The organism is Pseudarthrobacter albicanus, from assembly GCF_018224015.1.
GTDB classification, from domain to species: Bacteria; Actinomycetota; Actinomycetes; order Actinomycetales; family Micrococcaceae; genus Arthrobacter; species Arthrobacter albicanus.
Window position 1 is genome coordinate 13475 of record NZ_JAGPOT010000046.1, and the last position, 12471, is coordinate 25945.

A 12471-nucleotide genomic window follows, 5' to 3' on the forward strand; every position below is an offset into this window, starting at 1 on the left:
ATGCGAAACGCACAAAAGCCCTCAGGAATGCCGGTCCACCGTTACGTCCCGTTCCAGGACCTGATCACGGTGGAGCTGCCGGACCGCACGTGGCCGGACAAAGTCATCACCAAGGCACCGCGCTGGTGCGCCGTGGACCTGCGTGACGGCAACCAGGCCCTGATCGACCCGATGAGCCCGGCCCGCAAGCTGAAGATGTTCCAGCTGCTGGTACGGATGGGCTACAAGGAGATCGAGGTCGGCTTCCCCTCCGCGTCGCAGACGGACTTCGACTTCGTCCGGCAGCTGATCGAAGGCGGCCACATCCCGGACGACGTCACCATCCAGGTGCTGACCCAGGCCCGGGAGCACCTGATCGAGCGGACCTACGAGTCCCTGGTCGGCGCCAGGCAGGCCATCGTGCACCTCTACAACTCGACGTCGGTCCTGCAGCGCCGCGTCGTGTTCAACCAGGACGAGGACGGCATCCTCGACATCGCCCTGCAGGGTGCCCGGCTGTGCAAGAAGTACGAGGAGACCCTCGTGGACACGCACATCACCTATCAGTACTCGCCGGAATCCTTCACCGGGACCGAACTGGACTACGCGCTCCGGATCTGCAACGCGATCGCCGACGTGTTTGAGGCCTCCGCCGACAGCCAGGTCATCATCAACCTGCCCGCGACCGTCGAGATGGCCACCCCGAACGTGTATGCCGACTCCATCGAGTGGATGAGCCGCAACCTGCACCCCCGTGACGGCATCATCCTGTCCCTGCACCCGCACAATGACCGCGGCACCGGCGTCGCCGCCGCCGAGCTCGGCTACCTGGCCGGCGCGGACCGGATCGAAGGCTGCCTGTTCGGCAACGGCGAGCGGACCGGCAACGTCGACCTGGTCACCCTGGGCCTGAACATGTTCGTCCAGGGCGTCGACCCGATGATCGACTTCTCCGATATCGACGAAATCCGCCGCACCGTGGAGTACTGCAACCAGCTGCCCGTCGCCGAGCGCGCCCCCTACGGCGGAGACCTCGTCTTCACCGCGTTCTCCGGCTCCCACCAGGACGCCATCAAGAAGGGCCTGGAAGCTTTGGAGAAGGACGCCGCGGCCGCCGGCAAGGACGTCTCCGACTACCTCTGGCAGGTCCCGTACCTGCCCATTGACCCGAAGGACCTCGGCCGCAGCTACGAAGCCGTCATCCGCGTCAATTCCCAGTCCGGCAAGGGCGGCGTCGCCTATCTGCTCAAGAACGAACACAACCTGGACCTGCCGCGCCGGGCGCAGATCGAGTTCTCCGGCGTCATCCAGAAGCAGACGGACGCCGTCGGCGGCGAAGTCAGCGGCGGCCAGCTCTGGCAGGTCTTCCAGGACGAGTACCTGCCCTCCGGCTCGGCCCACCAGCAGTGGGGCCACTACGCGCTCGGCTCGGTCAGCACCGAGTCCGACGAGGACGGCATGATGACGCTGACCGCCGCGCTGAAGGTCGACGGCGCCCAGGTCCGGCGGACCGGCACCGGCAACGGCCCGATCGCTGCGCTGCTGAGCATCCTGCGCGAAGACGGCGTCGACGTCCGCGTGCTGGACTACAGCGAACATGCGCTGTCCGAGGGCGGCAGCGCCCTCGCCGCGGCCTACGTTGAAGCCGCCGTGGGGGAGCGGGTCCTGTGGGGCGTCGGGATCGACGCCAACACCAGCATGGCCTCGCTCAAGGCCGTCATCTCGGCCGTAAACCGGGTCATCCGGGACGCCCGCGCCTAAGCCTTTGGCGGCTGCTCCGCACCGCGCCGCCGGAACATCCGGCGGCGCGGTGCTGTCCCCAAGAGGGTGCTGTGCCGAACACGGGGTTTTCCCGAAGGCGGTGCTGTCCCGAAGACTGCGCTGTACCGAAGACGGTGTTTGCCGTATGACAGTGTTTACCCGCAGACAGTGCGAAGATTAACCGTGGCCCAACCTTCTTCCTTTGCATCGCGCGCCTACCGTGACGACGCCGTCGTGCTGCGCACCCACAAGCTGGGTGAGGCGGACCGCATCATCACCCTGCTGACCAAGCACCATGGCCAGGTCCGGGCGGTGGCCAAGGGGGTCCGCCGCACCAGCAGCCGCTTCGGCGCCCGGCTCGAGCCCTTCATGGTCGCTGACCTCCAGTTGGTCTCCGGACGCACTTTGGACATCGTCACCCAGGCTGTCGCCAAGGGCGCCTACGGCGGCAGCATCGCCGCGGACTACGGCAGCTACACCGTGGCCGCAGCCATGACGGAGACCGCCGAGAAGCTCACCGACGTCGACGGCGAATCCGGAACGGCCCAGTACCACCTGCTCGTGGGCGCCCTGGCCTCGCTGAGCCGCAGGGAGCACACCCCCGAGCTCATCCTCGATTCCTACCTGCTCCGCGCCTTGTCCACCGGCGGCTGGGCCCCCAGCTTCACCGACTGTGCCCGCTGCGGCGCGCGGGGCCCGCACACCGCCTTCTCGGCACCCCTCGGCGGCATGGTGTGCCACGAGTGCCGGCCGCCGGGTTCCCCGGCCCCCGCCGCGGAGACTGTCGTCCTGCTCGGCGCGCTGCTGACGGGAAACTGGACGACGGCGGACGCGTCCCTGCCGGTCCACCGGCGCGAAGCGGCCGGGCTCGTGGCGAGCTACCTGCAATGGCACCTGGAACGGGTGCTGAAGTCCCTCAAACATGTGGAGCGAACCTGACCGTGGCATTGGGAAGAGGCCTGGGGAAGACCCAGGCGAAAACCGGGCAAAGCAAGATCCGAAGCGGGACGGGCGCCGCCGGGCCGCGCAGTACGCCGGTGCTGAGGCCGTATCCGCACCCCTCCGGTGCCGTGCCGCCGGCCATCCCGGCGCAGTTCATTCCGCGGCATGTCGCGATCGTCATGGACGGCAACGGGCGGTGGGCGAACCAGCGCGGACTGCCGCGGATTGAAGGGCACAGGGCCGGGGAACCGGCCCTGCTGGATGTGATGGCCGGCGCCATCGAGCTCGGCATCGAGCACGTGAGCGTCTACGCGTTTTCCACCGAAAACTGGCGCCGTTCCCCCGAGGAGGTCCGCTTCCTGATGGGTTTCAACAAGGACGTGCTGCGCCGCCAGCGGAACCAGCTGGATGAGTGGGGGGTCCGCATCCGCTGGTCCGGCCGGCGGCCGAAGCTGTGGGGCTCCGTCATCCGCGAGCTGGAGGAAGCCGAGGACTTCACCCGCGGCAACAGCACCTGCACCCTGAACATGTGCGTCAACTACGGCGGCCGGGCCGAGATCGCCGACGCCGTGTCCGCCATCGCGGAAGAGGTCGCCGCCGGGCGGATCAAGCCGGGATCCATCACCGAGAAGACCATCCAGAAGTACCTCGACGAACCCGATCTTCCGGATGTCGACCTCTTCCTGCGCAGCTCCGGGGAACAGCGGCTCTCCAATTTCATGCTCTGGCAGTCCGCCTACGCCGAGTTCGTCTTCATGGACACCCTCTGGCCCGATGTGGACCGGCGCACGCTCTGGGACGCCGTCGAGATCTATGCCCAGCGGGACCGCCGCTACGGCGGGGCCGTCGACGCCGCTCCCGCGGCGGGGAGCCCGTCCGCGTAGTCGATGGCCCCGCCGGAACGGTCAGTGCCGTCAGATTGCCCAGTGCTGTCCCGGGCTGCCGCCCAGCGGCGGGATGGTCCCGTCACCGTCTTCAGCGTCCCTCTCACAGTCCTGAGCGCGGCAACACAGGCGTGTCAAAACGGTCGACACAAGAACCAGTCCTGAGCCTGCGGAGCCCAGGCACAGGGGGCTGATGTTTTCGCTTCACAACCCCAGAATGAAGCCGGGGCAGCCTCTACGGAATTCTTCGGGAGCTCCGACGAGTTCCCGCCACCTGGCCCCATACTGTTCCCCGGCAAACGGCGGGTCCGTCCGACGTGTGCCGGACGGACCCGCCGGTGGGTTAGAGGCTTGTGCCGGTGCGGTTCCACCCGCGTGCGGAGTCGCCGGGGGCTTCCCAGCCGTCGTCGGTCACGATCAATGTGTCCTCGAGCTTGATGAATCCGGAGTCGTGGTCCTCGAACCACGACTCGATGGAGAGGACCATGCCGGACTTCAACGGATCATTCGCGTGCGCCCCGAAATAGGGAACGGGTCCGGTTGATGTCAGCCGGGGAACTTCGTGGGTGATCAGGCCCATTCCATGTGCCACGAATTTCATGTTGGCGCCATCAGGCAGCTTCGAGATCGTGTCGAGTGCTGTGACGAAGATATCGCCGCCGCGTTTGCCTGCAGCGACAGCGGTCCGCGCCTCCTGCTGCACGATTTCGATCTGCGCCAGCAGATCGGTCATTCGTGCGGTGGGCTCGGTGTCGATTGCCATCCGGGACAGATCGCCGATGTATCCCTCGTACATGCCCCCGGAATCGATCGACAAGCTGGTGCCGGAGCGCCACACATCGGAGGACGGAGACCGGTTCATGGATCCTCCGCCGAGCGTCACCAGGGCGTATTCGTAGAACAGGCCTCTCTTGGTCTGCTCGAGGCGGAAGATCTCGGCGATGTCGTGTTTGGTCATTCCGGGTTGGACCAGGCCGAATGAGGCCTGCATTGAATCGATGATGCCATGGGACGCGATGCGAACCAGTTCAAGCTCTCTTTCGGACTTCACCCCGCGAAGGGATTCCAGAACCGGATGGACCTCCACGAATGTCGCTTCGGGAAGGAGCTCGCGGAGGGTGTCGAGGGCGTCCGCGGGGATGAATGACTTCTCAACTCCAATAGTGGCGCGGGCGAGCCCGCGCTTCGCCAGGGCCTCCGCCGCGGCCCGGGCTGTGTCGATACTGGTCCAGCTGATGTTCTGGATGTCGGATACCCAGATTGCTCCGCCCGCGGTTCCCCAGTCCTCGTTACCTGCTCCGATGTAGAAGGAGTCATCGAGTTTGCCCCGCACGATTCCGACGGCAGGAAGGTAGCGGCTGACCCCGGTGGCGTCAGCATGCGCGAAGAAGAAGAACCGGTACCCGCCCAGCAGATGCTGCACGTTGTGTTTTGTCGTGGCGAGCAGGGCATCAATGCCCGCGCCCTCCATAAGGTCCTCGAGGTACTGCTCATCGAAAGGTACCGAAACTGCCATTGGATACTCCAGACTTCGTTTTATCATTCGTCGCCGATGCGACGAATTCTGTGAGGGAACTTGTGGTGCTCTCCGGTCCGGCGGCGGCCGCGACGGGTGTTGGGCGGCCGTGGAGTCCCGGATTGTGATGGCCGCAGGCATTCCGCCCCGGCATCCGCCAGCGGGTTTCTGCAAAATTATGTGTTCGGAACGCCGAGCCTTGTCAGTACCTGTGCGAGGGCTGTTTCGCCGCCGACGTTTCCCGGGAAGACCACGTATGGCAGTCCGGGGCGGGCGCCGTCGCTCAGCGTCCAGAGGGGGATCTGTCCCGGCAGCATCTGTCCGGTGACGATCGCCTTCCGGACGCCGAGCGCGTGGGTGGCCAGGTCGCTGGAGGTGATGCCGCCCTTTGCCACCAGAAACCGTGGCCGGGTTTGGCTGACTATCCCGGCCACGGTCCGGGTGAGTGCGTCGGCGATGGCGCGGCTGGTCAGCAGCGGGGTTTCCCTCCCGTGGTCGATGAGTGTTCTGCTCGTGTGCAGGAGCACATCTGTGTGTGGGAGGGCTTTGAGGGCGGCTTGGGTGGCGCGTTGGATTTCGGTCCTCGCGGTGGCCGGCTCGGGGTCGACCACTGCACGGACGTCGAGTTCGATGGTGGTGAGCCGTGTCGTTTGCTGGGCGGCCGCAAGTTGGGCGTTGGTCAGCCCGGTGTGGGAGCCGACAACGATCAGACCGTGTTCGGCGCCGGGTCCTGAGGGGTAGATCTGGTCGTCGGTGACGGGATCAGGGAGGGTTTGGCCCGCGCAGAGCCGGACGAAGGAGGGCCCGGAGCGGATGAGAATGCGTCGGCCGTGCTCTTCGGCGGCGAGGATGGCGAGCATGAGCACTTCGAGATCGGTGGGGTGCATCGCGTTGGCGATGAGGACCTCGCCTCCGGTCAGCCGGTCCAGCTTCGCGGTGACGGCCCGGACGCCGTCATTTCCGCGCACTTCGGCCAGGGAGACACTGTGCACCGGGGCGCCAGGGGTTCCAAGACGTGCCCGGACCCAGTCTTTGAGGTCCGTTTCGTCGTAGCCGAAGGTCCGGTCCCGGGCGTATTCGGTCTGCGCGGCCGGGCTCAGGACCTGGCCGTGTGCCACCCATTGGGTGTCGGCGGCGGTGTAGCGGCCGGCTTCGAGGAAGGCTGGGACGAAGACCACGCCGTCGACGGGTGTTCCGGCGTCCGCGAGCGCCCGCGAGGCGGCGGCCAGTTCCGCGCGGAAGTGTCCGCGTAACGTGGAGTCGCTGCGGGTCACCACGCGCAGGCGCAGGCCTTTCGCCTCGGCGATCCGGGCGGCTCGGCGCACGAGCCGGACTGAACACCAAGCCCCCGCCGCGGCAACCTCTGAAACCTCGGACACCGGCCTCCAGCGGCCCGTGACCGCCGGCCTGCATGCCCCCGATTCCGATCGCGGAAGAGGATACCCGCACGGCGGCCGGCATAGCCGAGTCAACACTTTCCCATGCCGCCGGTGCCAGCCGGAAACAGTCCGTGTGCCTCGTGCCATCCCAACGCGTGGGCTCACCGACAGAAAAATGGTCCAGAGACCACCCCAGCCTCAGGTCCGGGCTCCAAGGACAGCCGACGCGCAGCGGCCGAACTGGCCCTACCCCGTCCCCGGACGCCGGACGGTAACGGTCGTTGCCCGACACCGCTAAACAGCCTGAGCGTCGGATATTTCACTAATTCACGAGCCACCCCAGAATGCGCTTTTCAACCTTGGTACTCACGGTGTCTCCTTCGACCAGATGAGGAACTGACGCAAGGTACGAATGTCGTCAGTATGCTGACCATACCTTCGGGCCTGCGTGCCGACCAGAGGAAAAACCGGGCTCCGCGTGGTGGGAAGGGACGGCGCCGGATGGCCCCGGCGGGGAGCGGTCATCACGCCCCGTCGTCGCGGACATAGGCGCGGATCCACCGTGCCAGCCGGGCGTACGCGTCCGCGCGGACCTGCGGCGCGGACAGGAACACGTCGTGCAGGGCGCCGTCGATCCTCTCCAGCGTCACGGTGCGGCCCAGGCTGAGGGAGCGGAGGGCGATCGTGTTCACATCCAGGACCGCGTCGGTGCGGCGCATGGATTCCTTCCAGAACATCCCGTTGGCGCTGGCACCGGAGATCAGCACGAGGATGGGCACCTCGATGTTCAGGCCCCGTGCCACCCGGGCCTGGCCGTTGAGCACGGCGCTGAGCCAGCCGGCGCGGACGGGAAAGGCGCGCGGCGGACGGAAGGCGTCATCCAGGGCCCATTCGCCCTCGGCCGCGCTGCTGATGCTCCGCCAGTAGAAGCCGCGCGGGGGCAGCCGGATCACTGACTCGGGCCGGAACCGGGCGAGCGGCTCCACCATGGTGCGGGCGGCGCGGCGGACGGCAGGGCTGCCGTGCATTTCCAGCCACGGACTGTCCAGGACCAGCTGCGCGGCCAGGCCCGCGTGGCGGCTGGCCCACAGCGCCGCAATGAGGCCGCCGGTGGAGTGTCCCATCAGCGTCAGGAGCGGCGGGGCCGAACCGCCGCAACCCAGCGATCCGATGATGCCGATCGCGGCCGTAATCTCGGCGTCGTAGTCGTCCAGGTCGGCCACATAGCCGCCATGGGTGCCCGGCCGCAGGCTCCGCCCGTGGCTGTGCAGGTCCAGGGCGAAGAAGTCGAAGCCGCTGCCGGTCCAGAATGCCGCCAGCTCCGCGTTGAAGAAATAGTCGCTCCAGCCGTGCAGGAACAGCACGGCCCGTTTCGGCTGCCCGACGGCGGCACGGTACGGCTCTTCGCTGAGTTCTTCGCTGCGTTCCTTGCGGCGTCCTTCGTCGCGTTTTTCGTCTGGCGCTTCCTGTGCTGCTTCGCGTGCCCGAAGCGCCCCGGGGACGTGGCGGACCAGGGTCGCCGTCCGCTCCACGCCGTCCGCACCGGCGGCGCCGAAGGTACAGGCCTGAAAATCTTCGCCGAGGATGTCATTCTGCCATTCCACCGCCTGCTCCCCGGCGGCCGGCGCCGGCGCACGCCGGCCACGTGCCGACGGCGCGCCGGCTGCTCCCTTGTCGCTGGTCATGGCTTCATGCTAGCGCCGCTTCCTGCTGACGCCCGGGGACTTGCGGCGCGCGGGTTTGGTCTGAAGGGTCCGAACCGGAAAACTAGGACCATGCGCGTATATCCCACCTTCTTCCGGCTGGCCTTCTCATGGATGGACGCCGAACGCGCCCACCGGATCGGTTTCAAGGCCATCCGGCTCGTCCACAGCTGCGGCGCCGGACGGGCGCTGCAGAAGTTCACGGCCCCGGCGGCCTCCCTGCAGACGCAGGCCTTCGGGCTCACCTTCCCCTCGCCCTTCGGGCTCGCGGCCGGTTTCGACAAGGAGGGGCACGGCATCGAGGCCCTGGCCGAGCTGGGATTCGGCCACGTGGAAGTAGGAACCATCACCGGACAGGCCCAGCCCGGCAACCCGGCACCCCGGCTCTTCCGCCTCATCGAGGACAGGGCCGTCATCAACCGGATGGGCTTCAACAACGACGGCGCCGCCGCGGTGGCTCCCCGCCTGAAATCCGCCCGGGCCGCCCTGCAGCGCCGCCATCCCGGCGTCCGGCCCGTGATCGGGGTGAACATCGGCAAGAGCAAGGTCGTGGAGCTCGAAGATGCCGCCGCCGATTACCTGACCAGCGCCCGGAGCCTGGCGCCCGCCGCGGACTACCTCGTGGTCAACGTCAGCTCGCCGAACACCCCCGGGCTCCGGCTGCTGCAGGACGTCCAGACGCTCCGCCCGCTGCTGGCGGCCGTGGGGCAGGAAGCGGACAAGGCCGCCGGCCGCCACGTGCCGCTGCTGGTCAAGATCGCGCCGGATCTGAGCAATGAGGACATCGACGACGTTGCGCGCCTGGCGCTGGAGCTGAAGCTGGACGGCATCATCGCCACCAACACCACCATTTCCCGCACCGGGCTCGCCTCCGGTCCGGACAACGTCGAAGCCTGCGGGGCCGGCGGGCTGTCCGGGGCGCCGCTGAAGAAGCGCTCCCTCGAGGTGCTGGCCCGGCTCAAGGCGGTAACAGGCGGCGAGCTGAGCCTGGTCTCGGTCGGCGGTGTCGAGTCGGCGCAGGACGTCCAGGAACGGCTCGACGCCGGCGCCACCCTGGTGCAGGGGTACACGGCCTTCCTGTACGAGGGCCCTTTCTGGGCCGCGCGCATCAACCGGGAACTGGCGAAGCGCCCGGCCGCCGCGAGGCAAGACGGCCAGTAGGCATTTTCGTTAGTTCGCCGGGGGGTCAGGTCCAGCCGGCGGGGTGGCAGGGCTCAGGGACATGCCCCGCGCCGGGGCCGGCGGATGGACGGCTATGTCCGGTGGCGGGCGCGACGAATGGGCGGTGACCTCCCGGCGCGGAGAGGTCCTGGCCCCGCCTAAACCTAAACCCCCAACGAGTCAACGAAAATGACCATTAGGCAAAAACGGCCACGCAAACGGGTATGGAGAAGCCCCCGGCAGCGTGCTGCCGGGGGCTTCTCCATACTTGCGGTCCGATCAGGCGGGGAACTCTCCACGCTTGACCTGGGGCTTGGGCAGGCGAAGGCGGCGGAACTGCAGCGAACGCATGGAGCCGTACCAGACGGTGCCGCGCTCGACGTCGCTGAACTTCTCGGCCAGACGCTTCTTGAGCTTGCGGGAAAGGATGAAGACATCCACGAAGACGGCCAGGAACATCACCCAGAAACCGCCGAGGACGTAGATCATCTGTTCGCTGGAGGCCGGCACGAGGAGCGAGATGACGACGAAGACCAGGGCGCCGAACATGAGGTACTCACCGAGGCTGAAGCGGGCGTCGACATAATCACGCGCAAAGCGTTTCTGCGGGCCCTTGTCCCGCAGCGGCAGGAACTTGTCGTCCCCCGTGTCCATCGCCTGCCGCATCTTGAGCCGCTGCTCCTGCACGGCCGCGCGTTCGGCGGCCTTGGAAGCCTTGCGGTCCTCCGGCACGAGCGGCCGCTTGCGCGCGGCCACCTGCGCACTGCGCTTGGGCGTGGGCGCGCCCTTGCCTATGGCGGCGTCCCGGGCCGTGGCCTCGGCCGCCTGCTGGTCAATTACGTCATGCGCCGAAGGCGCTTCCTTTTTACGTCCAAACACCCCTAAAGAATACCCCGCGCATACGGCCGCGAGACCCGGCCCACAGCGCCCGGGGCGCCGTTGGTGGTGATGGGGGACACGGGTAGTGTTTTGGCCATGACTTCAACACCCGCGGGGAACCCGCAGACCGCCACCGCCCGCGCCGGGAACTTCGACGCCGAGGCCCTCCGGCAGGCCGTGACCGAATCGTTTGACGCAACGGTCGGGCAGTTAAAGGAACTCGTTGCCATTCCGGGCATCGCCTGGCCCAGCTTCGATCCCGCCCCGCTGAGCGCCAGCGCCGACGCCGTTGCCGGGCTGGTGCGTGCCGGCGGCTTCGACGATGTCCGCATCCTGCGCTGCGACAAGGAAGACGGCACCCCCGGCGGCCCCGCCGTCGTCGCCCGCCGGCCTGCCGCCGAGGGCAAACCCACCATCCTGCTCTACGCCCACCACGACGTCCAGCCCACGGGCGATCCGGCGCTGTGGGAAACGGAGCCGTTCACCGCCGTCGAACGCGACGGGCGGCTTTTCGGCCGCGGTACGGCGGATGACAAGGCCGGAATCCTGGCCCACATCGCGGCGTACTCGGCGGTGACCCGGGTCCTGGGCGACGATCTGGGCCTCGGCGTGACCTTCTTCTTCGAAGGCGAGGAGGAGGCCGGCTCACCGACGTTCAGGTCCTTCCTGGAGACCCACCGTGAACTGCTGCGCGCGGATGTGATCGTGGTGGCCGACTCCAGCAACTGGAAGGTCGGCGTCCCGGCCCTGACCACCAGCCTGCGCGGCCTGGTGGACGGCACGATCGAGGTCCAGGTCCTGGACCACGCGGTCCACTCCGGCATGTTCGGCGGGCCCGTGCTGGACGCCCCGACCCTGCTCGCCCGCCTCATAGCCACGCTGCACGACGCCGACGGCAGCGTCGCGATCGCTGGGCTGCTCAGCCGCGATGACGTGAGCGTGGACCTGACGGAAGCGGAATACCGCGCCGACGCCTCCGTGCTCGACGGCGTGCGGCTCGCCGGCACCGGGACCATCGCCTCGCGCCTGTGGACCAAGCCGGCGCTCTCCATCATCGGCTTCGACGCCCCCGCGGTGGACGCCGCCGCCAACACGCTGCTGCCGCGGGCGCGGGCCAAGTTCAGCCTGCGGCTCGCCCCCGGGCAGGACCCGGCGGCCGCGATGGATGCCGTCCGGAAGCATGTCGAAGCCAACGCGCCGTTTGGCGCCCGGGTCGTCTTCACCCCGGGGGAGAGCGGCAACCCGTTCCGCACCGACACCGCTTCGAAGGCGGCCGGCTTTGCCCTGTGGGCGCTGGGGGAGGCCTGGGGCGTGCCGGCCGTCGAAATGGGGATCGGCGGCTCGATTCCCTTCATTGCCGACCTCACCGAGGTGTACCCGGAGGTGCAGATCCTGGTCACCGGGGTGGAGGATCCCGATTCGCGTGCGCACAGCGCGAACGAATCTCTCCACCTGGGAGACTTCCGGAACGCGATCATCGCCGAAGCGCTCCTGCTGGCCCGGCTGAACGCGGAAGGGCTGGCCTGACCGGCGGGACGGGTGTTCCCGGGGAACATCCGGCCCGCTCCGGCGGTTACGTCAGGAGTTAGAGCTACAGGGCTGATCGACGTAGCATGTAGTAATAGCCCATACCGCATCAGCAGGGTCGCGCACCGTGAAAACGGGGCCGCCACAACCGTCGTCAGAAGGTAGGCCATGAGCACTACAACCAATGAAAACAGCGCCGACACCACCGCCACGGCGGCCGAGGAGCTGGCCACCCACGAGGTCAAGCTGACCGACGTCGCAGCCGGCAAGGTCCGCAGCCTCCTGGAGCAGGAGGGCCGCACCGATCTGCGCCTCCGCGTTGCCGTGCAGCCGGGCGGTTGCTCCGGCCTGATCTACCAGCTCTACTTCGACGAGCGGATTCTCGACGGGGACGCTGTGCGCGACTACGACGGCGTGGAAGTCGTCGTCGACAAGATGAGCGTCCCGTACCTCAGCGGTGCCAGCATCGACTTCGAGGACACCATCTCCAAGCAGGGCTTCACGATTGACAATCCGAACGCCGGCGGATCCTGCGCCTGCGGTGATTCCTTCCACTAGTATTCCTTCCACTGAGGCCGGGCAAACTGCCCGGCCTCAGTGCCGCGGAATCGTCAACGAGCAGGCCAGTTAAAAAGGTCCCGACGCACGGGCGGACATGTGGGCGAAAACTCCGGGGGAGCGGTAAGCTCTACACCGAGTAGTAAAACTTTTCGTGTGCCCGGACCGCCACCGGCGGGCCG

Annotated in this window: 10 protein-coding genes; 6 read left to right on the forward strand and 4 right to left on the reverse strand. The window is 67.7% G+C overall.

Annotation, left to right across the window (positions count from 1 at the left end; all coding sequences use genetic code 11):
* From leuA to J9611_RS11640, 3 genes are all read left to right on the forward strand, one after another.
* Positions 1-1740, forward strand: coding sequence for a 2-isopropylmalate synthase (gene leuA, locus J9611_RS11630; RefSeq protein WP_211880325.1), 1740 nt, complete (start codon positions 1-3; stop codon positions 1738-1740).
* Between the two features lie 183 nt (positions 1741-1923).
* On the forward strand, positions 1924-2679 hold the full coding sequence (gene recO / locus J9611_RS11635; RefSeq protein ID WP_211880327.1) for a DNA repair protein RecO: 756 nt from the start codon (positions 1924-1926) through the stop codon (positions 2677-2679).
* 56 nt (positions 2680-2735) lie between these two features.
* Positions 2736-3566: an isoprenyl transferase gene (locus tag J9611_RS11640; RefSeq protein WP_211880420.1), complete on the forward strand. Its 831-nt coding sequence runs from the start codon at positions 2736-2738 to the stop codon at positions 3564-3566.
* Positions 3567-3909: 343 nt separating this feature from the next.
* Here the strand turns inward: J9611_RS11640 and J9611_RS11645 are convergent, their stop codons facing one another.
* The 3 genes from J9611_RS11645 to J9611_RS11655 all read right to left on the reverse strand — a co-directional run bounded on the left by J9611_RS11645 (position 3910) and on the right by J9611_RS11655 (position 8065).
* On the reverse strand, positions 3910-5082 hold the full coding sequence (locus tag J9611_RS11645; protein ID WP_211880329.1) for a M24 family metallopeptidase: 1173 nt from the start codon (positions 5080-5082) through the stop codon (positions 3910-3912).
* Positions 5083-5258: 176 nt separating this feature from the next.
* Positions 5259-6407, reverse strand: a complete 1149-nt coding sequence (locus tag J9611_RS11650; protein WP_211880331.1) for a four-carbon acid sugar kinase family protein — start codon at positions 6405-6407, stop codon at positions 5259-5261.
* Positions 6408-6985: 578 nt separating this feature from the next.
* The gene (locus J9611_RS11655) at positions 6986-8065 is read right to left on the reverse strand and encodes an alpha/beta hydrolase (RefSeq protein ID WP_211880422.1); all 1080 of its coding nucleotides are present in this window, start codon (positions 8063-8065) and stop codon (positions 6986-6988) included.
* Between the two features lie 171 nt (positions 8066-8236).
* Between J9611_RS11655 and J9611_RS11660 the strand changes: the two genes are divergently transcribed.
* The gene (locus J9611_RS11660; protein WP_211880333.1) at positions 8237-9325 is read left to right on the forward strand and encodes a quinone-dependent dihydroorotate dehydrogenase; all 1089 of its coding nucleotides are present in this window, start codon (positions 8237-8239) and stop codon (positions 9323-9325) included.
* Between the two features lie 279 nt (positions 9326-9604).
* Here J9611_RS11660 and J9611_RS11665 read toward each other — a convergent pair whose 3' ends face one another.
* Positions 9605-10204: a DUF3043 domain-containing protein gene (locus J9611_RS11665; protein ID WP_211880335.1), complete on the reverse strand. Its 600-nt coding sequence runs from the start codon at positions 10202-10204 to the stop codon at positions 9605-9607.
* A gap of 96 nt (positions 10205-10300) precedes the next feature.
* Here J9611_RS11665 and J9611_RS11670 point away from each other — a divergent pair, with 96 nt between their 5' ends.
* The gene (locus tag J9611_RS11670; protein WP_211880337.1) at positions 10301-11731 is read left to right on the forward strand and encodes a dipeptidase; all 1431 of its coding nucleotides are present in this window, start codon (positions 10301-10303) and stop codon (positions 11729-11731) included.
* 168 nt (positions 11732-11899) lie between these two features.
* Complete coding sequence (locus tag J9611_RS11675; RefSeq protein ID WP_211880339.1) at positions 11900-12289, forward strand: HesB/IscA family protein; 390 nt, start codon at positions 11900-11902, stop codon at positions 12287-12289.
* Positions 12290-12471: the final 182 nt, after the last annotated feature.